The sequence below is a fragment of the Methanobrevibacter sp. V14 genome, from assembly GCF_963082475.1.
Classification (GTDB): domain Archaea; phylum Methanobacteriota; class Methanobacteria; order Methanobacteriales; family Methanobacteriaceae; genus Methanocatella.
The window spans coordinates 108551-130938 of the sequence record NZ_CAUJAM010000006.1 but is presented as its reverse complement, the minus strand read 5'-3'; the positions used below and the strand labels follow the sequence as shown (position 1 = coordinate 130938).

The following is a 22388-nucleotide window of genomic DNA, read 5'->3' as shown; positions in this document are numbered from 1 at the left end:
TTAAAATGAAGGTAAGTGTAATTGGAGGAACTGGGCCACAAGGTCTTGGAATTGTAGAAAGATTAGCTATTGCTGGTGTTGATGTGATTGTAGGTTCTAGAAAAGAAGAAAAAGCATTAGATGTGGTTGCAAAAGCAAAAGAGGATTTATCGGACTATGATTTAAACATGATTGGTATGGCAAATGAAGATGCTGCAAAAGAAGGAGATATTTTAATACTCACAGTACCATTAGCTGCACAAAAACCAACTGTTGAAAGCATAAAAGAATTTTGTACAGATAAAATAGTAATGGATGCGACGGTACCTTTAGAAACAGCAATTGGTGGAAAACCATTTAGATTTGTTGATTTGATGGAAGGTTCTGCTGCTGAAAGAACAGCTAAACTTTTAGAAGGAACTGGTGCAAAAGTAATCTGTGCATTCTGTAATATTTCAAACTCTCACCTCTCAAATATCCCAGAAGAAATAGATTGTGACTGTTTAATTGCAGGTGATGATGCAGAAGCAAAAGCAACAGCTGCTGAAATTATCGATAAAATCCCAGGAATTAAAACAATTGATACAGGAATGTTGGAAAAAGCCAGAATTATTGAAAAAATTACACCATTGTTAATTGGATTAAACATTAAATACAAATCTCATTATGGTGGTTTAAGAATTACTGGTATTCCAGCTTTAGATAGATAATAATTTGATTAAAATGAATTCATTTGAGGCAGTCATTGGTAAAAATATTAATGAAGTCACCTTGAATGAATCCATAACTTTTTTTGTTGCACCATTAAAATACTCAACTAAACACTGCGGTAGACATTATCCTCAAGATAAATTTAAAATAGCCGACATTGACTTTTTTAACTTAATTTCTTTTTCTCAATTATTTAATCGTGAAGCTATTTTAATTGTTTTGTATGGCGAAGATAATATAATTGCTGATTCGGGAATTTATTACTTAAGTAACGATTTTGATATTTTTTTTGATGATTATACTATTATTAAAAAAGCTATTGATGATGGGGAAGTTCATTTGTTAACTGAAGGAGATACTAAGTATTTAGGAGCTTCTAGGTTAAATGAAAAAATTCCTCAACCAAATAGTAAAAAATTAGCTAATAAAAGAGTGTTTGTTTTTAAAAAGAAATACTTACAGAAGATTTTTGATGAAATAAATTTTTGTAATTTTTAAGTTCATTGAAATATGATGTTGCTGTAAACTGATTTTTTCAAAATTTTATGTGATTTCAATAATTCATCAATTAATATTTTGAAAGTGCCAATGAGCCTAATTTAGGTAATCATATATATTTTGTTAATAAAAATTATATTGATATTTTTTTATAATGTAAATTATAAAATTAATATCCTATTTTAAACGAATTGATATAAAAGGGGGTGAAAATGTGAATAAAAACAAAAGGGTCGTAGTGTTTATTTCAGTACTTTTCATAGTGTTCATGTCAATTAATTCTGTTGTTGCTGTTGAATTAGGTGACAATTTAACATCTGATGGAAGTGTAAATGTCGATTTTCCACAAAATGAGAGTGTTATTGGTGAGAATATGTTTGCTGATAGTGAAGATAATTTAAATACTCATGAATATTTTAATAATTCCTCTTCAAATTATAATACTATAAATAAAAACAACATTTTAGGGGCATCTTCAATTGATGATATACTTCGAGTTGGAAACACTTGGTATGTTAGTCTTAATGGTCATGATCGTCCTGAACCTCAATTTGGTTCATTTCATCATCCTTTTGTTACATTAGAATATGCATTAAAAAGGGCGAGTAATGGAGATACTATTTACTTTATGGGTGGAACGTATAATGATTATAAATGGTTTAGTTTTAATTCTAATATTAATATAGATATCAATAAAGCTGTAAATATCTTAGCATACAATGGTGAAGAAGTTATAATGGATGGTACAAATAGATATAGTATTTGGTCAGTATCTGCAAATAATGTAAATATATCAGGAATAACATTTAAAAATGGAATATCTCCTTCTGGAGGTAGTGCATTACATTTAAAAAATTCAAATAGAAATATTAGACAGGATCTTGAAGAATTACAATTAAAAAAACTTAAAGCGACTGTAAAAAGAGCATTTGAAAAAATACCATACTATAACAAGAAATACAGTGAAGCAGAAGTTTATCCTGAAGATATTCAAACTTTAAAAGATATTGAAAAAATACCATATATAACAAAAGATGATTTAAGGGAAAGTTATCCATTTGGACTTTTTGCAGTAGACATGAGTGAAATTAAAGAACTACATTCCTCTTCAGGTACAACCGGCAAACCTGTAGTTTCAGGCTACACAGAAAAAGATTTAGATACCTGGGCTGAAACCATTGCTCGCGGACTTACCATGATGGGCATTGGTGAAAATGATATTTTACAAAATACTCACGGATATGGAATGTTTACCGGAGGTTTTGGAGTTCACTACGGTTCACACAAGGTCGGAGCAGCAATTATTCCAATTTCAACAGGACAAACTCGCAGACAAATTGAAATTATGAGCGATTTTGGAACAACAGGTTTAATTTTTACACCATCCTATGGAATCCACCTTGCTGAAGTTGCCCTTGAAGATGGAATTGACCCAAAAGAACTAGGCATTAAAGCTATTGGATTTGGAGCTGAAGGATGGACTGAAGAGATAAGGCAAAGAGTAGAAGAACTCTTCGGTGCAAAAGCATACAACATCTATGGTTTAACTGAACTCATGGGACCTGGCGTTGGAGTAGAATGCAGTCAACAAGAAGGTTTACATGTTGCGGAAGATATTTACTATCCAGAAATTATTGATCCCAACACTGAAAAAGTTTTAGGAGAAAATCAACCTGGAGAATTAGTTTTAACTAATCTTGAACGTGAAGGAATGCCTGTTATTAGATTTAGAACTAAAGATTTAACTAAAATTACTTATGAAAAATGTGGATGTGGAAGAACACATGGAAGAATAAATAGAATTACCGGCAGATCTGACGATATGATTAAAGTTAAAGGAGTAGCTATTTTCCCATCACAAATTGAAAAAGCATTGCTTAAAGTTGGTGATGCAGAGCCTCATTATATGATTATAGTTACAAGACCTGAAACATTAGATGAAATCGAAGTTAAAGTAGAAGCATCAAAAGATATTTTCTTTGATGGTGTTAAAGAAATGATGGCAATTCAAACAAAAATCGCTAAATCGATAGAAAATGAAACAGGAATCAGAATGAAAATAACATTAGTAGAACCAAAAACCTTACCAAGATTTGAAGGTAAAGCAAAAAGAGTAATTGATAAAAGAAACTTGCATTAGGTGATAATATGAAAATCAAACAATTATCAATATTTTTACAAAATAAAATGGGAAGTTTATCAAAACCTTTAGAAGTGTTAACTGTTGCAAATGTTAATATTAGAGCAATGTGCATGGCAGATACTTCTGAATTTGGAATTTTAAGACTTGTTGTTGACAATCCAGAAAAAGGTAAACAAGCTCTTGAAGAAAATAACTTTTTAGTTAAAATAACTGAAATCATTGGAGTTGAAATGAATGATGCACCAGGAGGTTTAGCCAGCATCCTGGAAATTATTAAAGAAAATTCAATTGATTTAGAATACCTTTATGCATTTTCACATGATAAATCCAATAAGGCCATTTTATTATTACATGCTGATAATATTGATAAATTAATTTCCATTTTAACGGAAAATAACATTAAAATCGTACCGGCTCAAGAAGTTTATAAATTATAAGCTTCATACCTCTTCTTTTTTTAAAATTCCTTATTCTTTTAAAAAATATTGAAAAACAAACCCCTTTAGACTTCATTTAAAATACTTGGATTGTTTTGTAAATATTATTATAGTGCATCATTGAGTAGATTCTTTGTTTTAAAGTTTTGTACTTCCATAATAGTTTATTTTGTCGAATATCCTTTATTAGAGATATTACGCTTTTCATCCATTCTTCGTATATGCCCTCAAAAAGATTGTTGCGATATTAGAGGATTTGAAATATAAGCTCATTAAGATATATAAATCTAAAAAAAAATGGAATTTAACATATTCTCTTGATTCCAATTTTATAGATTAATTTTATTTATTTCCAAGTAATTTATCTGGTTTTTTATTATAACCAATTGTTTTTCCTGTATTTTTCGCTATTTTTTTAGCTCCAACAGCAAGTTTATCGACCATATTATTTAATTTATTATTAGAATGACCTTTTACTTTTTTAAAAGTCAAATTAGAACCAATATCTGCCATTAAATCCCAAATTTCTTTAATAATCTCTAAATTTTTAATAGGTTTATTATCAGATTTCGTCCAACCCTTTTTCTGCCAGTTTACAGCCCATTTTGTAAAAATATCTATACAATATGAAGAATCAGAATAAATTTCGACCAAATCACCATAATTAGAATTATCTAAAAATCTCTCATTGAAGCATAAATTGCATATAATTCCATTTCATTGTTAGTAGTTAATGGACAACCCCCAGATTGTCTTGATACTTCTTTACCATTTTTTAGTAAAATAAATGCCCAACCACCAGCTTCACGAAGATATTTGCCATTTTTATTCTTCATTGTTGCAGCACCATCAGTATAATAAGCATAACAATCCATAAACGGTTCTCCTTAAAATAAAAAAAGTTTAGAAATGTTATTTTTCAATAACAAATCCATGATTTTGAGCTTTAGTGACAAATACAGTACCATTATCCCCGATGATTTCTCTGGTCTTTTCTACAATGAATTCATTTGATTCATCAAAAATAGTATATAAAACCGGACCAAATGAGCTAATTCCTACACCGTATGCGCCGGCATCTTCAATAGCTTTCATTGTAGGCAAGTAACTATCATCAAGAGAATGTTCCAATTTATTAAAACCTACATTTTGAAGTTGACTTATAGACCAACCAAAGTTTTTAATATCTTTTTCGATCATAAATGGAACAAGATTCATTAAAATTAAGTGAGATACTTGTTCTACTTCCTCTTTTGGAAGAGGGCAATAAGTTTGGAAAACATCTACTTCATCATCCCCTTCCATATGTTTTTCAATTTCAGGAATAGCTATTAAAATGTTCCATTCTTCAGGAAAGTCATATCTTGCAATTAAAGTTGCTGGTTTTGCTTCAGATGCACCAGATGGTAAAAACAATGGTTTTTCTTCTTTACTGTGCCCACCATCTAGAATAAATCCTCCTAAATCATGAGTATAAGTACCAATACCAGAGGTTCCTCCTCTTCCAACAATACTGCTTAATTCACGACTTTCTACTTCAATACCCATAGTTTCAGTAATCAAATGAGCAGCTGAAATAGAAATTTGGGTTCCACTTCCAAAACCAGAATGTGGAGGATATGTTTGATGTACGATAAAATGGAATCCAGAATCGATATTGAAATAATCCATAGCCGCTTTAGCCGCTTCAGGGATTTTTATTCTACATTCTTCGATTGCTTCTTCATCTGTAACCTCATCTGAAAATTCAAGTGTTACACCGCTTTCTGTTTTTTGAATTTCTAAGATGAATTGCGGCTCTTGTAAAGCAAGCCCAATACCACCATCGACTCTTCTATATGACCCATTCATATCAATAAGGGACATATGTATTCTTGAAGGTGCTTTAATTATCATTTTTTCACTTCCTCAATTAATAATGTCTTTTTTAATATTTGTATTTGAATTTATATATACTTTTTAAATATTTCAATTGAACTTTAAGAAAAATAAAAAATATTTTATACTACTTATGAGAAATTAGAATTATGAATATTGAAGATAATATTCCTAAAAATTTAAACGACATTGATGTAGTGATTTTAGTGGCTTATATAACCTTAATTATACCATTAATTCTTGCATTAATTATTTCAATTTAAACAAGGAGAATTAAATATTCTCATTTATTTTTTAAATCCACAATTTTAAATTTTAGACTATCCTGATTATTTTTAGCTATTTTTAAAAACAATTAAGAAATATTTCAAGTTCGTTAATACACAGGAACTAACTAAAAACTCCGGTTTCAATTGGAGTTTATTTTAAGATTTGAATCTGGGTCATTTATACTTAATTACATCATTTTTTCCAGGATTCTTTAAGCTTTTCTTCGAGTGTTTTCAAGCTTTTTTGTAAATTTTTTTTTCAGGATTTTTCTTCTGGATTGTTTTAAGAGGTTTTTTTTACTTAAAGCTCTCAATTTATCTTTGGTCTCCATCATTTTTTCAAAGGATTTTTTTTATTGATTTTCTCTTACTGTCTTTTTTTTGGAATTTTTCTTTGTTTGTTAATATGATTCAGGAACACTAATTTTTCCAGATTCATCGCCCAATTCCAAATCTTCTTCTTGATCCAATTTATAATACTTTTCCTGAAGGTTTTTAATATGAACAAAATTGATTATATTATAAAAGAGGATAATACTCAAAATGTATTTTTGAGCGAAAATGCCTTGGATATTTGTGAAATTTTACAAAAGTATTACAAATATCTCTTAGACTCTATGGAACACGAGGATTTAATTTTAAAATATAGGGAGTGCAATCTTTTTAAAGAATTAGTTTATGACAATAAAGTTGTCGGATTCTGTTCTTATGACTTTTCAAGAGAATTTATAACTGCAGCATTGAATAATGTATATGTCCTGCCAGAATTTAGAGGCAATCATATCTTTTTAAATGAGCTTGAAAACACCATGGTGGAACATAACAAACCCAGTATTATGGAACCAACTCGATTGGTTGTTGAATTGTTAATCAAGTATGGATTTGCAAGTAAAATTAATGAAAATATTGTTGCAAGCGCTATTGAATTTGTTATTCCAGGAGATCATGTATATTCAAATTTTGATTATGATAATGATGAGTTATCAACTCATTTCTATGATTTAAGTATATGTGGAAGTATTCATATTTTAGACATTGATAAATCCCATATTGCTTACAGCGCCCCTTTAAACTATGATATTGTTAATTATGATTGTCTTGATAATAGGAACAATATTGATGATGATTATTTTCGTGAAATCACTCAATTATTTAAAAATCAAGATGTTGAACTGATGAATATTATCTTGGATTTGGAGGATAACCTTCCAATTGTTAAATTGTCTTTGGAAGATGTGATTGGCGGTGAAGGTGAATTTTCTTTTTATATTGAATCTTTAATCGATGATGCTCATGTAACTCGCAGTAAGGCATTCGAAATTAAAAATCAGATAAAAGAGGAGTATGAAAGTGGAATGATATTAAATGATTCATTGCTGATCAGATTGGCTTATTTATTTAATGAAAACCATGAACCTACAATAACTTCCCATGAGGATATTTGTTCATATTGTAGCATGCCGATTGACAGCCATGATAAATTCTGTCACTTTTGCGGTATTAATTTGGACTATGATCCTGATGAAATGCAGAAAAATTTATTTAAGTCAATCAACACTCAAAAAAATGATTTTAGAGAGGATATCCGATTCATTGCATATAAATTTTTAAGGTCAGTTGATGAGGGGATTGATTTAAAGTATTCTATTTATACAATCGAAACTACATATAACATTAATTATAATACTTTAAAGCACATATTAAATTCAAATAATTATTTTAATCAGGATTCAATAACCAATAAAGGTTATGAGTTTTTAAATTCACATCCGCTTCATTTTTGGGAGAAATATCATATGGATATTATTAATTACACTGATTTTGAGAGTTATTTCTACGAACATTCTCATTTAAATCCTAAAGATATATGTTTAAATTTTTTAAAGCAATATGGTGATGAAGACTATATTTTAGAGATAATTGATGAAATTAAACATGAATAATAAATAAACCATGATCATTATTATAAAATTATACTTTTAACAGCACTTTTAGTTAAAAAACTACTTTTTTATAGATTTTTATCATTATCAGGTATATAATATTTTTATACTATTAAAAACAATATTAGTCTGTACATAATTATGTTAATTTAAATTAATTATTTTAATAAATGTATAGGAAAATGGTGTGATAATAAATGAATAATAATATGAGATTAGGTTTAATTGCAGCTGTTTCAATTATTGCCCTCTTTGTATTGTCATTATTAATTTCTCAAACCCCTGCTGGTGCAGATAATTCTGTTAGATTAGGCATATTAACGTTATTGCCTCCTCTTGTTGCTATTATTTTGGCATTCATAACAAAAGAAACAGTTTTATCTCTTTTCATTGGTGTTTTCATTGGAGAATTTATGTTATGTAGTAATGATTTGAACATTATTTCGACAATAATTAATGCATTTTTAAAATTAGGTTCTCAAGTTATTTCTTGTATGGCTGATCCTTGGAATGCAGGTATTATTCTTCAATGTTTACTTATTGGAGGAGTTATTCAATTGATTACAAAGATGGGTGGAGCAAAAGCTCTTGCAGATGCCTTTGCTAAAAGAGCTAACACTCCAAGAAAAGCTCAATTATTTACTTGGATTTTAGGATTATGTGTGTTCTTTGATGATTATGCAAATTCTTTAATTGTCGGACCTATTATGAGACCTGTAATGGATAAACTTAAAGTATCTAGAGAAAAATTAGCATTTGTTGTAGATGCAACTGCTGCTCCTGTAGCTGGTATTGCAATCATTTCTACTTGGATCGGTTTAGAGATTAGTTTAATTGCAGCTGGTTTTAAATCTGTTGGAGCAACTAACGTAACTGGGTTTGGAATATTCTTACAAACAATTCCATATAGATTCTATAATATTTTTATTTTACTTTTCATTGTAATATCTGCATTAACATTATATGAATTCGGCCCAATGAAAAAAGCAGAACAAAAAGCTCGTTCCAGAAAAGATGATGAAGAAATAATTGTTCCGGAGGCACCTGGTTTTGATCAAGTTAAACCTGTTGAGGGAATTAAATTATCAATATGGAATGCGATTATTCCTATTGGAACATTAATTATTGGAGCATTAATCGCATTTTACTGGAGTGGATACACTTCTATTTTAGCTGGTAAAGATCAAGCACTTATTAATTTAATGCATAACTCTCCATTATCATTTAATGGTATTTTTGAGGCATTATCTGCTTCTGATGCTTCTGTAGCTTTATTCCAAGCAGCACTTTTAGCATCTATCGTTGCGATTGTAATGGCTGTTGGTGAACAAATATTAACAATTGAAGATGCAATTTCTGAATGGATTGGAGGTATGAAAACCATCGTTATCACAGGTGTAATCTTACTTCTTGCTTGGTCTTTAGGGGGAGTAATTGGTGAAGTTGGAACTGCTGATTATTTAGTTGGTGTTCTAAGTGATACGATTCCTACATTTATCGTACCTGCATTAATTTTCGTTTTAGGTGCTTTAATTTCATTTGCAACAGGTACTGCTTATGGTACTATGAGTATTTTAATGCCATTAGCTATTCCATTAGGATGGGCTGTAAGTACTGGTGACATGAGCTTTACAATTGTTTGTACAAGTGGAGTATTAACAGGTGCTATTTTCGGAGATCACTGCTCTCCAATTTCAGATACAACAATCCTATCTTCTATGGGTACTAGTTGTAACCATATTGACCATGTTCAAACACAAATTTACTATGCGATATTTGTAGCTATTTTATCTTTATTTATTGGTTACATTCCAGCAGGATTAGGTGTACCTTGGTACATTTGTATTCCATTAGGTGTTATAGTAATGTTTGTTGGTCTTAGATTCCTTGGGGAAAAAGTAGATTTTGATGAAGTTGAGGAAGCCTCCCAATAGCTTCATTATTTTTTTTAATTTTTAGGTGTAACAAAATATTTATATTCTTATTGATAATATTATTATCATGATTGATAATAATAAGCATATGTCTGTTTTTGGTATTGGACCACTTATGGTTACTCCAGTCATGGTTACAGTTATTTTAATATTTGTTCTTAATTTTTATAATTTCATTCCCAAATATGAAATAATCTCTTTAAATTGGTTATTGATGATTTTAGGGTTTTTAATTATTATCAATGGTGCTGTATATTGGATTAGTGCAGTTACATCAAGCATTTATCATAAAATAAAATCCACTATATTGGTAACTACTGGTGTTTATGGAATTGTTAGACATCCTATTTATGCTGCTTTTTTATATTTTGCAACAGGATTAATTTTAATTTCAAATAATATTTACCTATTTGTCTTACCTATAGTATACTGGGTATTTTTTTCAGTTGTATTGAAGAATACTGAAGAAAAAATGTTGATTTCCGTATATGGTCAGGATTACCTCGATTATTCAAAAAATGTTAATAGATTCATTCCGAAAATGGTGAAATGATGGGTATTTTTGAAAATATGAGAAAACCAAAAGGAAAACTTGGTAATTTTCAGTTAAGATCCATGAATAAAGAACACACTCCTGTTGCTTTATGGGGTTTAAAACACCTAGATATTCAACCAGAAGATCTAATCTTAGATATTGGATGTGGTGGTGGAATAAATATAAATCGTATGGCTAAAAATGCTAAAAAGGTTTATGGTGTTGATTACAGTATTGAAAGTGTAAAATTGTCACGTGAAGTTAATGATGACTATATCAAACAGGGTAAAGTTGAAGTTCTTGAAGGCAATGTTGCATGTTTGCCTTTTGAGGATAATACATTTGATATTATAACCGCATTCGAAACTGTTTATTTTTGGCCGGAAATTGAAAAATCATTTAATGAGGTAAAAAGAATCCTCAAACCGGGAGGAATATTTCTAATAGTGCTTGAATCTAATGGATCAGATAATCTAATCATGAAGATATTTGAAAAATTAATTAATATGACTGCCTATAATGACAGGCAATTAAATAAATATCTACATAATAATGACTATAGTGAAATTATAGTATATTTAAGGGATGCAAAAAATAAACAAGAGATTGTAAAATCTAATGGTGAAACTAAACGGATTGCTGATGATTATGGCCATTTTTCATTTTCAGACAGATTTGTCGAATGGATGAGTGTGGTTGCAAGAAAGTGAAATATTGAATTAAATCTATTCAGATAACCATCGAAAGATGTCTTCTGCATGCATATTGCACAGGTAAGATATTATATTGCATTTAAAGTTATAACTGTTAATATTTCTCGCAGATATGTTTATAAGTACAATATTTGCATAAAAATTGTTGTTTAGGATAAAAATTACCTTTATTCACTTCACATCTTACATGATAAAAGGTATCAATGGCTTCAGCGATTTCACGTGAATGTAAAAATTTACGTTTATTTTCTTCATCACAAACATCAAGCAGTCTTAAACGACCGTTTTTAGTAAAAAACACTCCTACAGTAGCAACATTTTTTTCATAAACATTTTCTACAAGTAATTTGTAATAACATAATTCACGCCTATATTTAGAAAAAGAATTAGAATTACTAGTTTTATAATCAATCACTACTAAATCTCCATTTTCATCTTCAAGAATTATGTCACATATTCCTGAAAAACGATGAGTTTCATCAATCAAATAGTCTTCTTGGCTGTAAAGTTTATAATTGCCATCAACAAATACTTCTTTAAAAAATGAGCCCAAATTTTCGATATGATTATCTAAATCATAATTTAAATTTATTTCATGAGCTATTTTATATAATTCATTTTCAATATTAACATTATCGAGATTATCTCCAAATCTATCAGCAAAAGTTTCAGCGATTAGGTGAACATCTGTTCCCAATGCCATGTATTTATTAGGTTCAACCTCTATTCCATCAATGTATTGGAATTTAAACTCAAGAGGGCATTTTAAATAAGTATTAATCTTTGATTTTGATAATTTCATAGTAATTTTTTCCTTAATCTTTTAGAATAGCTATCAAGACACGATTCGAACTTCTGATTATTGCACAGTTAAACTATGTTTTAAAATAAGAATCATTTCTCCATGTCTTTACTTTAAGATAATCTCTTTTTATTCATTTAGAGCATTTAAGTTATATCAGTTGAGCTATCTAAACAATGATTCATATCTTCAAATGTTTCATTTAAAATGCTGTCTACACTCATTTAAATATTTATCAACATTATAAACAGCTACGATTGCAGATATTTTAAACATTAATCACTTGAATAATAACTTATTTAAATTTTAAAGTATATAGTATTAATCATAATTTTTAGGAGAGTAGTTAAAAAATGAAAATTATAGCACTTCAAGCAAGTCCTCGTGTAGATGGAAACTGCGATGTATTAATGGACGAAATGATTAAGGGTATTGAGGAAAATGGTGGAGATGTAGTTAAATATTACTTGGAAAAATGTGAAATTGCACCTTGTAAAGCATGTATGCACTGCGCTGAAAACCTGGAATGTGTACGTGGAGATGATGGAAACAAGATTATTGATGAATTAGCAGCTGCAGATGGCGTAATATTTTCAACACCAATCTATTACGGTCAAATGACAGCACAAGGTAAACTTATCATTGATAGATTTTATGCAATTGGTCAAAACCCTAATAAAAGTTTATCAGGTAAAGCTGCATTGATCTTTACTGAAAATCAACCGGAAGGAACCTATGCTGATTATATTGAACTTACAAAGTTTTCACCATTTACATTTATGGGATATGATGTTATAGGTCATGTAGATGCCGGTAGTGCAGGCCCTGCAGGTATTGTTGCTAGCGAACAACCTGATAAATTAAAAGAAGCTTACGAATTAGGTTTAAAATTTTAAACCTGATTTACTATTTTTTGTTGTAGAATACAACATTATTTATATTGTTATTTCTATAACTAGTTATTAACTATTAAATTGTGGTTGATGATATGACAGAATTGAAATTAACTAACATATGGGATAAGGTGTTTCCTAAATCTGAAAATGTATGTCATGAGAAGGTGTCATTCAAAAATAGATACGGTATTGAATTGGCTGCTGATTTATACAAACCATTAGATAATGATTCTAAATTACCAGCAATTGCATGTTCCGGACCATTTGGTGCTGTTAAAGAACAGGTTTCAGGATTATATGCACAAAAATTAGCCGAAATGGGATTTTTAACCATTGCATTTGATCCATCATTTACAGGTGAAAGCGGAGGCGAACCACGCTTCATGGCGTCTCCGGATATCAACACTGAAGATTTCCAGGCTGCAATAGACTTTTTAGCTACAAATGGTGATGTTGATGCCGAAAGAATTGGCATTTGTGGAATCTGTGGATGGGGTGGAATGGCTTTAAATGCTGCAAGTCTAGATACTCGTGTTAAGGCAACTGTAACTTCAACCATGTATAACATGACTCGCCAAATTGCAAAAGGATATTATGATGAGGCGGATAATGCTGATGCAAGATATGAAATGAAAGTAGCCCTGAACAATCAAAGAACTGAAGACTTTAAAAATGGTGAGTATACAAGAATAGGTGGAGTTGTAAAAGAAGTAACTGATGATATGCCGAAATTTGCAAAAGATTATCATGATTACTATATTGAGTTAGGATATCATCCAAGATCTCCTGGTTCAAACGACGGATGGAATGTTATTGGCTGCATGTCCTTTATATCCCAACCGATAATTGCATATTCAGATGAGATTCGATCTCCTGTTTTGATGATTCATGGTGAAAAAGCGCATTCTAGGTATTTCTCAGAAGACGAATTTGCTAAATTAACTGGAGACAATAAAGAATTAATGATTATCCCAAATGCGGTTCACACTGATTTGTACTATAAAACTGATGTAATTCCATTTGACAAAATTGCAGAGTTTTACAATAAATATTTGTAGCTAGTTTTTAACTAACTACTATTTTTTTATATTACTTTTGAGATATTATTTAATATGGGTTTAGGTTCATTTTTTAAGAGAGGTAAAGAGAGTAAAAAGGAAGAAGTAATTGAGGATTGCCATATTAATATTAGAATGGAGGATTGTGATGCTTGTGAAAAGTGTGCAATCGCTTGTCCAAATAATGTTTTACAAATAAATAAGAATGCCTGTTCTGTTCGTGACTCCAGAGTATGTAAGAACTGTAAAATATGCATGGCAATTTGTCCAAATGAGTGCATTACTATTAATTAATATTTTTTAGCTATTTCTGGGATTAATTAAGATATATTCAATTTTTAACATGATAATTATCTGATTGAATTAGCTTAGATGACCTTAAGGTCTGGCATTTATTCCAACATTTGCTTTATCAATTAATTTAGAAATGCCACATCCATACTCCGTCCTACATTAGTATTTTTCTTAAATCGGTTATTTTGCAAAAATACTAAATAAAAAAACAAATATAATTATATTAATAAAAAATTTTGGAGAAAAATGATGATATATTCAACTGAAATTGAAAATATGTGTCCTGTAAGAAAAGGTGCAAATCACGACCCTGCTCCAATACCTGAAGAAGGAAAATGGGTAAAAGCAAAACAAATTGGAGATATTTCTGGTTTTACTCATGGAATTGGATGGTGTGCACCGCAACAGGGATGTTGTAAATTGACTTTAAATGTTAAAGAAGGGATTATTGAAGAGGCATTGGTTGAAACATTAGGTTGTTCTGGAATGACACACTCAGCAGCAATGGCTGGTGAAATACTTGTTGGAAAAACCATCCTCGAAGCATTAAACACTGACCTTGTTTGTGATGCAATTAACACAGCAATGCGTGAATTATTCTTACAAATTGTTTATGGAAGAACTCAATCTGCGTTCTCAGAAGGCGGACTTCAGATTGGTGCTGGACTTGAAGATTTAGGAAAAGGTCACAGAAGTCAGGTTGGAACAATTTACTCAACAAAAGCAAAAGGTCCGAGATATTTAGAACTTACGGAAGGTTATATTACTGAAATTGGTCTTGATGAAGATGATGAAATCATAGGTTATAAATATATTAACTTAGGAGTAATGTTAGATTCCATTAAAGAGGGTGTTAATCCAATGGAAGCTATTGAAAAAGCAACGGGTCAATATGGTAGATTTGACTATGCAGTTAGAAAAATAGATCCGAGGAGTGAATAATATGAGTTTATTTGAAAGTTATGAAAGGAGAATCAACCAAATCACTCTTGTACTTGAAAAATATGCTATTAAAGACCTTCAAGATGCAAAACAAATATGTCTTGACAAAGGTTTTGACCCGTATAATATTGTAAAAGGTGTTCAACCTATTTGTTTTGAAAATGCATGTTGGGCATATACACTTGGGGCAGCAATAGCTATTAAACAAGGTTATGTGAAAGCATCTGATGCTGCTAAAGCTATTGGTGAAGGTTTACAAGCATTTGGTATTCCTGGAAGTGTCGCTGATGATAGGCAGGTAGGTTTAGGTCATGGTAACTTAGCTTCCATGTTATTAAGTGATGAAAGTAAATGTTTTGCTTTTTTAGCAGGACATGAAAGTTTTGCAGCTGCTGAAGGAGCAATAGGTATTGCAAACTCAGCAAATGAAGTTAGAGAAAAACCATTAAGGGTTATATTAAACGGTCTTGGAAAAGATGCTGCATTAATTATTTCAAGAATTAACGGATTCACTCATGTTGGAACTGAATTTGATTATTTCACAGGAGAAGTAAAAGTCGTTAAAGAAAAAGCATATTCTGATGGTGAAAGAGCAAAAGTAAGATGTTATGGTGCTGATGATGTACGTGAAGGTGTAGCCATTATGCATTTGGAAGGTGTGGATGTATCTATCACAGGCAACTCAACTAACCCAACTCGTTTCCAACATCCGGTGGCAGGAACATACAAAAAAGAATGTATATTACAAGGTAAAAAATACTTCTCAGTTGCTTCAGGTGGAGGGACTGGTAGAACATTACACCCAGATAATATGGCGGCCGGACCTGCTTCATATGGTATGACTGATACTTTAGGTCGTATGCATTCAGATGCTCAATTTGCTGGTTCCTCATCAGTTCCTGCCCATGTGGAAATGATGGGATTAATTGGAATGGGTAACAACCCAATGGTGGGGGCATCCGTAGCTGTTGCAGTGGCTATTGAAAAATCAATGAAATAAGAGGATAAATTCTCTTAAATTTACTTTTTGGTGATTTTATGAGCATAATGTGGGGTTTAACTGCAAGAGGAATTTGTGAGTATAATAACAATATTTTATTACTTATTACATATAAATATATTGTTTAATAATTTAAGAAAAATTAGGCGAACTTAAAAAATTATTAGTTAAAAAAAAGAAAGCTGATACTATGATTATAAAAAATAACTTAATTTTGGCTCTTGATGTAATGAATGAAAGAGATGCAATAAAAATTTGTGGCAATGTTAAAGACCATATTGACACCATTAAAGTTGGTTACCCACTAGCACTTGCTGAAGGACTTGAAATAATCACTAAATTAAAAGATAAATTTGGATTTAAAGTGATATGTGATTTTAAAGTAGCCGATATCAATGCAACAAACTCAAAAATATGCGACGAAACATTTAAAGCAGGAGCCGATGCAATAATTTGCCATGGATTTGTTGGAAAAGATAGTGTCCAGGCATGTTTGGATATGGCAGAAAAACACGAAAAAGAGTTATTTTTATTAACAGAAATGTCTCATCCAGGTGCTATAATGTTTTTACAAAAAAATGCCGATGAAATAGCTAAAATGGGTGTGAAAATGGGAATTAAAAATTATGTTGCGCCTGCTACAAGACTAGATCGTTTATCCGACATTAGAAATATTGTTGGAAAAGATGCATATATAATCTCACCAGGTGTTGGAAAACAAGGAGGGGACGGCAAAAAAACATTAGAATATTCAAATGCAATAATCGTTGGAAGAAGCATATATGAATCAGACAATCCGAAACTTGCATGTGAAAATTTAATTAAATCACTTGAACAAAAGTAAACCTATTTTAATTAAGAAAAATAAAAGTATTAATGTTCTTTAGAACTTTATAAAAAATTATTAAATGGAGGCAGAAATACGGCATCAGAAGTAGGAAAATTAATTATGGAAACCATTCTTACTTTAATTACTACTGCATTTGCATTCGTTGCAGGTTTAGCATGGAATGAAGCAATTCAAAAATTAATTGAATCCGTTATCGGAGCTGGAGATGCTCTTCCAAGTTTATTCACTTATGCTATTGTAGTGACTATTGTAGCGGTAATTATTACCATATTACTCGCAAGAGTAGCTGGTAGAATGGGTATTGAAATTGAATAAATAAGAATTATAAATTAATTTTTTTAATTCCTTTTTTAACTTTTTTTAATTTAAATTTTCAAAAACAATCGCTGCAATTTCATAAGCCACTTCAAAGAATATGAAGTAAATAAATACTGAAATATCAAATGCTCCGAAAACTCCAAGTAGAAATATTATTATTTTCATTACAAATCTATATTCAAAAAATAGATTTAAAAAAACATTATCTGAGATTTTAGAAATAGTTTCATGACCTACTTCATCTGAAAGTGCCGCTAGAATACAAGTTAATAAAATAACTAAACTTAAATCTGGAATTCCACATATCAGACAAATTATTATAAATACAATAAGTGTAATAATATGATGAATGCCATCAACTTTAAAGGCGATTAAATTACCTATCAGAATCGCCATAAACACGTAAGCTGATCCAGCATCACTTACAGTTGCAAAAGCTGAAACCAAACCACATAATATGCCATAGACACTGGCTAACAATACATCATGATTTACATCAAATAAATCATCTGAATATTTCATGAAAAATCCGGATAACAAGAATAAAATTGCTAAAATAATATAACTCATTTAATCACTTGAAATTTTATCTAAGGCCGCTGCATATATTAATGGGAAAATTACAGTTACATCTCCAACAACACTTGCTAGACTAGAACCACATCTTGCCTTAGCCCATGATTTGGCTTCTTCAAGAGGAGCACCTCCCAAACTACCCGCTTCTGGTCTGTCCATTGTAATTTGAATAGCAGCATCCAAACCGCCTTTTATAACATTAGATGCCAAGGTGTAGTGTTTAGTAAGACCTCCCCCTAAAAGGATTGCTCCAACTTTAGGAGCTTCGAAAACAATATCCGACAAATAATGCATATCGGCAACCGCATCAACTACAAAGTCATGATCCTGATTAAATATCCATAATTGCAAACCCATCATAGAATCAATCAAACCCGGAGCGAAAATAGGAATTTTATTTTCTGCAGCGGTTGCGACAAATGAAGAATTATCATTTATTAATAATCCGATTTCATAGAGCATTTCCTGAATTGAAATATGGCTTTTAGTAGAGGATATATTATCAAATATCTTAATTATTTCACTTTCAAAAACAGTGAAATCATCGGATCCGACATTAATATCGGCAATTCTTCCGATACCCTCTTCATTTAACTCTTCATCGTCTTTTCCTTCATGGCGATAATGTGCTCCTCCAAAAGCTTCAAGCAAATCATGAGTAATATTTGCTCCACTAGATACAATTAAATCAACATGCCCTTCACGAATCATTTGAGTTACAATATTTCTCATGCCTCCAGGAATTAAAGGACCTCCAAGACTCATGAATACCTTCATTTCATCATCTTGAATCATATCGGTTAAAATATTACAAGCTCTTCCAACTCTGCCTGCACCTAAAACACCGGATTTATCAAATTGGCTAATTAAATCAGATATTTTCATATCTTGAGCAACATTTATTTGGTTAACTTTCATTAAATCACTTAATTAGTAATAATTGGAAATTGTTTTAAATTTGTTATGCTGTCAATTAAATCTGTTCTTGTGACAATTCCGAGTAAAACCTGATTATTATCGGCGATGATTAATCTAGAAATAGATTTTTTAAGCATTACCTCAATAGCATTTGCTATCTTTAAATTTTCATTAACAATAACTACATTTGTTGACATCAAATCACCAACAGTACTCTCTTCTTCATCATTAGCTATTGCATTTACCAAATCAGTTAAAGTAAACACGCCCACTACCTTATCGTCTTTAATAACCGGTGCGCCATCAATTTTATTTTCAGATAATTTTTTCGCCGCATCTTTAATAGAGCAATCTACAGTGAATGAGATTACACTACGACTTGCAATATCTCCAACAGTTAATTTAGGGATGCTTCTTATGGTTGTTGTATCAACCAACAAGATATTGTCCATATCATCTCTACCGACGATTGTACCTAGTACCCCTAAGTTATTAACAGGTGTGGGGCCGATTCTTATTTCATCCCCCAAATGCAAGTCCTTAATACTTCCTAAAACTTTTATTGCGGCTTCACATTCGGTAGGTTGAGGGATACTTGTAAACTCGATTTTGGCAACAGAAATATCATCCAATCTTTCACCATTTATATAAATAGGAACAGTAGAATCATTATCAGAAACTGAAATATTTAAAGCATGATATGCCTCAATTGTTGGCTTATATCCTCCTCTGGGACCGGGAACTCCTTTAACTAAACTTAAACTTCTTAAAGATTGCATCTGGTTGCGAATCGTACCTGGATTCCTACTCATAACTTCTGCAATATCTTCACCCTTAATAGACTTACCCTTAGAAGATTGATATAAATTAATTAATGTTTGTAAAATTTCTTTTTGAACAGATGTTAACATGTTTTATCCCCATTAAATAAAATAATGTAACTATTTATGTTAAGCATACTTTATAAATGTTAATGAATTATAATGATATTTAAATTTTACAAATGAACAATTAATAAAAAAAATAATAAAATATGTAAAAAAGTATAAAAAATAAAAATTAGTTGTGATATAATTCACAACTTTCTCTGTTTAAAGCATGTTTATGAAAATGCATATGTTTTATTCCATTTTCAGTTTTAATTTCATCCAATATCTCAATACCTTCATGAGAATGAGTGTGCTCACCATCATTGTGATAGTGATAATGATTATGTTCTACATTTTCTGAATCGATTTTTTTAATTGAATCATCAAAATGCCTGTCATACAACAATGCTGCATTTAAAACTACAAGACATGACCCTGCATTGTGAACAATTGCTCCTGTAACTGGATTCAGCAAACCAAGAATAGAGCATATAATTGCCAATGCATTAATTGTCATTGAAAGTGCAATATTTACCTTAATTGTAAATAATGTGGAATTGGACAACTTTTTAAGATAGGAGATTTTTCCTATATCATCACCTAAAAGAGCAATATCTGCTGCTTCAATAGCTACATCACTTCCAACAGACCCCATAGCTACACTTACATCAGCAGTTTTAAGTGCAGGTGCATCATTAACACCGTCACCAATCATGCAGACTTTTTTATCTTCACTTTTAAGTTTTTCAATCCATTCAAGTTTTTCTTCTGGAAGTAAATTTCCATAAACTTTACCAATTCCCACCTGTGAAGCAAAATAATTAGCAGTTTCCGCATTATCTCCTGTAAGCACTACAGTTTCAGTACCTAATTCATGTAACTTATCAATCATGCTTTTAGAATCTTCACGAATTACATCAGACAAACCAATTAATCCAACAATTTGGCCATTTAATGCAATGATAATTGAAGCTTTCCCTTCGTTTTTTAGTGCATCCAAATAACTATCCACATCAACATCGATTTTATTTTCCAATAAGAATTTGGAGTTTCCAGCATATATACTGCCGTAAGAATTTAGACATGCAACACCCTTTCCAGGATACATTTTAAAGCTTTGGGGCTCTTCAATATCAATTTTCGCTTCATGAGCCTTATTGACAACTGCTTTAGCTAATGGATGCTCACTTAATTTCTCACATGATGCAGCAATCTTAAGCAAATCAAATTCATTTAAATCAACATTTACAGATATAACATCAGAAACTTCCAAATCCCCATAAGTTAAAGTACCAGTTTTATCGAATACCAAAGTATTTAATCCACCTAAGGTTTCTAAAGCTTCACCAGACTTTATTAATACCCCATATTTTGTTGCCTGACCAATAGCGGCCATGATTGCTGTTGGTGTAGCAAGTATCAGTGCACATGGACAGAATACTACTAAAACAGTCACTCCCCTTTCAATATTGCCAGTTGCCAACCATGCAACAATAGCTATCATTAATGCAACAGGAACTAACCAAGTTGCCCATTTATCTGCAATTCTTTGGGTTGGAGCTTGTTTTTCATCAGCAGATTTTACAAGATCAATTAATTTTTGAAGTGATGAATTTTCACCTAAACTTGTAGCTTCAATATCAATAGCTCCATACATATTCATGGTTCCACAAAATACTTCATCACCCATTCCCTTATCAATCGGTAAAGATTCTCCAGTCATAATTGATTGGTCAAGTGAAGAAGCGCCATTTATTATCTCCCCATCAACAGGTACACTTTCACCAGGAAGTATTCTTAAAGTATCCCCAATTTTTATATCTTCAACAGGAACAACTTTTTCAACTCCCCCAACAATTTTCCTACCTGTTTGCGGAGTTAAATCAATAAGATTCCTTAAACCTTTTTTAGCTCTTTTAACAGTCCAATCTTCTAATAATGCTCCTAATGCCATAATCCAAGCAACTTCTCCGGCTGCAAATATTTCACCAATGAAAAGTGAAGCTACCATAGCTATTGCAATAAGTAATGCTGAAGAAATCCATCTTTCACGGATTAATCTTGTTAAAGCTAAAAGTAACATTGGAATACCACTTATAATTACTGTTCCCCATGCCGGGTTTAAGTAAACTGGTGTGTCAATTCCAAAAATCATGAAAACAATTGCAATCAATAGAAATATACCTGAAATAATAGTCATATTTAATCCAAATAATAAATCTGTTATTTCATCAATCACATTAACACCCTCTTTAGTATTACTTTTTTTGAATTTATTTAAATACTCAGTATTACTTAAAATTTTTTAAAGGTAACCCCACCAATAAGGAAACAATTAAAAAAATCAAAAAGTAATTACTCACAGCCAAAAAGTATTACTTTTTTTGAATTTATTTAAATACTCAGTATTACTATTATTAATTATAAAAAAAGGAATATATAAAGTTTGACCTTGTAGAAATCATGACTCTTTCAAAAACTTGTGTGATTTCACTTTAAATAATTTTTCATTTAAAACTTTTATTTATATGAAGGCAACTTTAATAATCTAATGCCAATAAATCGTTTATATTGAAATAATAAAAATTTTGGAAGTTTAAGATAAAATAACCAGATTTTTGAAACTTACGAAGCTACTCCCATTACAGCAATCCAGAAATTCTTCTTAAGAATATCCGACACAAGAATGATAAATTAAGCAGCGAATAAATATCCAAAATACAATGCACAATACCATCCATGAGACAATTAAAATCATATAAATCACATTATATATTATCAGACATATCATCTGATTCAGAAAAAACCTAATATAATGCATAAAT

General features: G+C 30.7%; 23 protein-coding genes. 15 read left to right on the top strand and 8 right to left on the bottom strand.

Translation table 11 applies throughout. From position 1 onward, the window contains the following. Positions 1–5 precede the first annotated feature (5 nt). The 4 genes from npdG (at position 6) to Q9968_RS02595 (ending at position 3768) form a co-directional block, all read left to right on the top strand. Positions 6–689, top strand: a complete 684-nt coding sequence (gene npdG, locus Q9968_RS02610) for an NADPH-dependent F420 reductase (protein ID WP_305513198.1) — start codon at positions 6–8, stop codon at positions 687–689. Positions 690–702: 13 nt separating this feature from the next. Beyond that, on the top strand, positions 703–1188 hold the full coding sequence (locus tag Q9968_RS02605; RefSeq protein ID WP_305513196.1) for a hypothetical protein: 486 nt from the start codon (positions 703–705) through the stop codon (positions 1186–1188). Positions 1189–2056: 868 nt separating this feature from the next. Further along, entirely contained in the window at positions 2057–3328 is a 1272-nt protein-coding gene (locus Q9968_RS02600) for a phenylacetate--CoA ligase family protein (RefSeq protein ID WP_305513688.1), read from the top strand. Positions 3329–3336: 8 nt separating this feature from the next. After that, the gene (locus tag Q9968_RS02595; RefSeq protein ID WP_305513194.1) at positions 3337–3768 is read left to right on the top strand and encodes an acetolactate synthase; all 432 of its coding nucleotides are present in this window, start codon (positions 3337–3339) and stop codon (positions 3766–3768) included. A 342-nt stretch (positions 3769–4110) separates the two neighbouring features. Here the strand turns inward: Q9968_RS02595 and Q9968_RS02590 are convergent, their stop codons facing one another. Genes Q9968_RS02590 through Q9968_RS02580 form a run of 3 tightly spaced genes read right to left on the bottom strand, consistent with a single transcriptional unit; the run spans position 4111 to position 5664 of the window. Further along, positions 4111–4422, bottom strand: coding sequence for an RNase H family protein (locus tag Q9968_RS02590; protein ID WP_305513192.1), 312 nt, complete (start codon positions 4420–4422; stop codon positions 4111–4113). 20 nt (positions 4423–4442) lie between these two features. Beyond that, on the bottom strand, positions 4443–4643 hold the full coding sequence (locus Q9968_RS02585) for an RNase H family protein (protein WP_305513190.1): 201 nt from the start codon (positions 4641–4643) through the stop codon (positions 4443–4445). Between the two features lie 37 nt (positions 4644–4680). Then, entirely contained in the window at positions 4681–5664 is a 984-nt protein-coding gene (locus tag Q9968_RS02580) for a beta-ribofuranosylaminobenzene 5'-phosphate synthase (protein ID WP_305513189.1), read from the bottom strand. Between the two features lie 751 nt (positions 5665–6415). Here Q9968_RS02580 and Q9968_RS02575 point away from each other — a divergent pair. From Q9968_RS02575 to Q9968_RS02560, 4 genes are all read left to right on the top strand, one after another. Next, positions 6416–7858 (top strand): GNAT family N-acetyltransferase, encoded by a 1443-nt coding sequence (locus tag Q9968_RS02575; protein ID WP_305513187.1) that lies wholly within the window; start codon positions 6416–6418, stop codon positions 7856–7858. A 197-nt stretch (positions 7859–8055) separates the two neighbouring features. Next, on the top strand, positions 8056–9792 hold the full coding sequence (locus tag Q9968_RS02570) for a Na+/H+ antiporter NhaC family protein (RefSeq protein WP_305513185.1): 1737 nt from the start codon (positions 8056–8058) through the stop codon (positions 9790–9792). Between the two features lie 67 nt (positions 9793–9859). Next, positions 9860–10345, top strand: a complete 486-nt coding sequence (locus Q9968_RS02565) for an isoprenylcysteine carboxylmethyltransferase family protein (protein ID WP_305513183.1) — start codon at positions 9860–9862, stop codon at positions 10343–10345. Then, positions 10342–11037 (top strand): class I SAM-dependent methyltransferase, encoded by a 696-nt coding sequence (locus tag Q9968_RS02560; protein WP_305513181.1) that lies wholly within the window; start codon positions 10342–10344, stop codon positions 11035–11037. Before Q9968_RS02565 ends, Q9968_RS02560 begins: the two co-directional genes overlap by 4 nt. Before the next feature lie 97 nt (positions 11038–11134). Here the strand turns inward: Q9968_RS02560 and Q9968_RS02555 are convergent, their stop codons facing one another. Continuing rightward, on the bottom strand, positions 11135–11842 hold the full coding sequence (locus Q9968_RS02555) for a PD-(D/E)XK nuclease family protein (RefSeq protein WP_305513179.1): 708 nt from the start codon (positions 11840–11842) through the stop codon (positions 11135–11137). Positions 11843–12195: 353 nt separating this feature from the next. On the opposite strand from Q9968_RS02555, the gene Q9968_RS02550 reads away from it, so the two are divergent. The 7 genes from Q9968_RS02550 (at position 12196) to Q9968_RS02520 (ending at position 17197) form a co-directional block, all read left to right on the top strand. Beyond that, positions 12196–12738, top strand: coding sequence for a flavodoxin family protein (locus tag Q9968_RS02550; RefSeq protein WP_305513177.1), 543 nt, complete (start codon positions 12196–12198; stop codon positions 12736–12738). A gap of 92 nt (positions 12739–12830) precedes the next feature. Continuing rightward, positions 12831–13796 carry an alpha/beta hydrolase gene (locus Q9968_RS02545; protein ID WP_305513175.1) on the top strand — a complete coding sequence of 322 codons (966 nt, stop codon included), beginning with the start codon at positions 12831–12833 and terminating at the stop codon, positions 13794–13796. Positions 13797–13850: 54 nt separating this feature from the next. Beyond that, positions 13851–14090, top strand: a complete 240-nt coding sequence (locus Q9968_RS02540; RefSeq protein ID WP_305513173.1) for a 4Fe-4S binding protein — start codon at positions 13851–13853, stop codon at positions 14088–14090. A gap of 249 nt (positions 14091–14339) precedes the next feature. Continuing rightward, positions 14340–15032, top strand: coding sequence for a hypothetical protein (locus Q9968_RS02535; RefSeq protein ID WP_342765942.1), 693 nt, complete (start codon positions 14340–14342; stop codon positions 15030–15032). A 1-nt stretch (position 15033) separates the two neighbouring features. Beyond that, positions 15034–16032, top strand: a complete 999-nt coding sequence (locus Q9968_RS02530) for a GGGtGRT protein (RefSeq protein ID WP_305513169.1) — start codon at positions 15034–15036, stop codon at positions 16030–16032. 190 nt (positions 16033–16222) lie between these two features. Continuing rightward, positions 16223–16876 (top strand): orotidine-5'-phosphate decarboxylase, encoded by a 654-nt coding sequence (pyrF, locus tag Q9968_RS02525; RefSeq protein ID WP_305513167.1) that lies wholly within the window; start codon positions 16223–16225, stop codon positions 16874–16876. 105 nt (positions 16877–16981) lie between these two features. Continuing rightward, positions 16982–17197, top strand: coding sequence for a DUF5654 family protein (locus tag Q9968_RS02520; RefSeq protein ID WP_305513165.1), 216 nt, complete (start codon positions 16982–16984; stop codon positions 17195–17197). A gap of 45 nt (positions 17198–17242) precedes the next feature. On the opposite strand, the gene Q9968_RS02515 is transcribed toward Q9968_RS02520, so the two are convergent. The 4 genes from Q9968_RS02515 to Q9968_RS02500 all read right to left on the bottom strand — a co-directional run bounded on the left by Q9968_RS02515 (position 17243) and on the right by Q9968_RS02500 (position 21802). Next, positions 17243–17770, bottom strand: a complete 528-nt coding sequence (locus tag Q9968_RS02515) for a hypothetical protein (protein WP_305513163.1) — start codon at positions 17768–17770, stop codon at positions 17243–17245. Next, positions 17771–18694, bottom strand: coding sequence for a deoxyhypusine synthase (locus tag Q9968_RS02510; RefSeq protein ID WP_305513161.1), 924 nt, complete (start codon positions 18692–18694; stop codon positions 17771–17773). It lies immediately after the preceding gene. A gap of 8 nt (positions 18695–18702) precedes the next feature. Further along, complete coding sequence (locus tag Q9968_RS02505) at positions 18703–19605, bottom strand: CBS domain-containing protein (protein WP_305513158.1); 903 nt, start codon at positions 19603–19605, stop codon at positions 18703–18705. Between the two features lie 148 nt (positions 19606–19753). After that, the gene (locus Q9968_RS02500) at positions 19754–21802 is read right to left on the bottom strand and encodes a cation-translocating P-type ATPase (protein ID WP_305513156.1); all 2049 of its coding nucleotides are present in this window, start codon (positions 21800–21802) and stop codon (positions 19754–19756) included. Positions 21803–22388 lie beyond the last annotated feature (586 nt).

Coding starts and splice junctions, on each gene's coding strand:
- npdG (WP_305513198.1), top strand. CDS start 6: ATGAAGGTAAGTGTAATTGGAGGAACTGGGCCACAAGGTCTTGGAATT.
- Q9968_RS02605 (WP_305513196.1), top strand. CDS start 703: ATGAATTCATTTGAGGCAGTCATTGGTAAAAATATTAATGAAGTCACC.
- Q9968_RS02595 (WP_305513194.1), top strand. CDS start 3,337: ATGAAAATCAAACAATTATCAATATTTTTACAAAATAAAATGGGAAGT.
- Q9968_RS02585 (WP_305513190.1), bottom strand. CDS start 4,643: ATGGATTGTTATGCTTATTATACTGATGGTGCTGCAACAATGAAGAAT.
- Q9968_RS02580 (WP_305513189.1), bottom strand. CDS start 5,664: ATGATAATTAAAGCACCTTCAAGAATACATATGTCCCTTATTGATATG.
- Q9968_RS02575 (WP_305513187.1), top strand. CDS start 6,416: ATGAACAAAATTGATTATATTATAAAAGAGGATAATACTCAAAATGTA.
- Q9968_RS02570 (WP_305513185.1), top strand. CDS start 8,056: ATGAATAATAATATGAGATTAGGTTTAATTGCAGCTGTTTCAATTATT.
- Q9968_RS02565 (WP_305513183.1), top strand. CDS start 9,860: ATGATTGATAATAATAAGCATATGTCTGTTTTTGGTATTGGACCACTT.
- Q9968_RS02560 (WP_305513181.1), top strand. CDS start 10,342: ATGATGGGTATTTTTGAAAATATGAGAAAACCAAAAGGAAAACTTGGT.
- Q9968_RS02555 (WP_305513179.1), bottom strand. CDS start 11,842: ATGAAATTATCAAAATCAAAGATTAATACTTATTTAAAATGCCCTCTT.
- Q9968_RS02550 (WP_305513177.1), top strand. CDS start 12,196: ATGAAAATTATAGCACTTCAAGCAAGTCCTCGTGTAGATGGAAACTGC.
- Q9968_RS02545 (WP_305513175.1), top strand. CDS start 12,831: ATGACAGAATTGAAATTAACTAACATATGGGATAAGGTGTTTCCTAAA.
- Q9968_RS02540 (WP_305513173.1), top strand. CDS start 13,851: ATGGGTTTAGGTTCATTTTTTAAGAGAGGTAAAGAGAGTAAAAAGGAA.
- Q9968_RS02535 (WP_342765942.1), top strand. CDS start 14,340: ATGATATATTCAACTGAAATTGAAAATATGTGTCCTGTAAGAAAAGGT.
- Q9968_RS02530 (WP_305513169.1), top strand. CDS start 15,034: ATGAGTTTATTTGAAAGTTATGAAAGGAGAATCAACCAAATCACTCTT.
- pyrF (WP_305513167.1), top strand. CDS start 16,223: ATGATTATAAAAAATAACTTAATTTTGGCTCTTGATGTAATGAATGAA.
- Q9968_RS02520 (WP_305513165.1), top strand. CDS start 16,982: ATGGAAACCATTCTTACTTTAATTACTACTGCATTTGCATTCGTTGCA.
- Q9968_RS02515 (WP_305513163.1), bottom strand. CDS start 17,770: ATGAGTTATATTATTTTAGCAATTTTATTCTTGTTATCCGGATTTTTC.
- Q9968_RS02510 (WP_305513161.1), bottom strand. CDS start 18,694: ATGAAAGTTAACCAAATAAATGTTGCTCAAGATATGAAAATATCTGAT.
- Q9968_RS02505 (WP_305513158.1), bottom strand. CDS start 19,605: ATGTTAACATCTGTTCAAAAAGAAATTTTACAAACATTAATTAATTTA.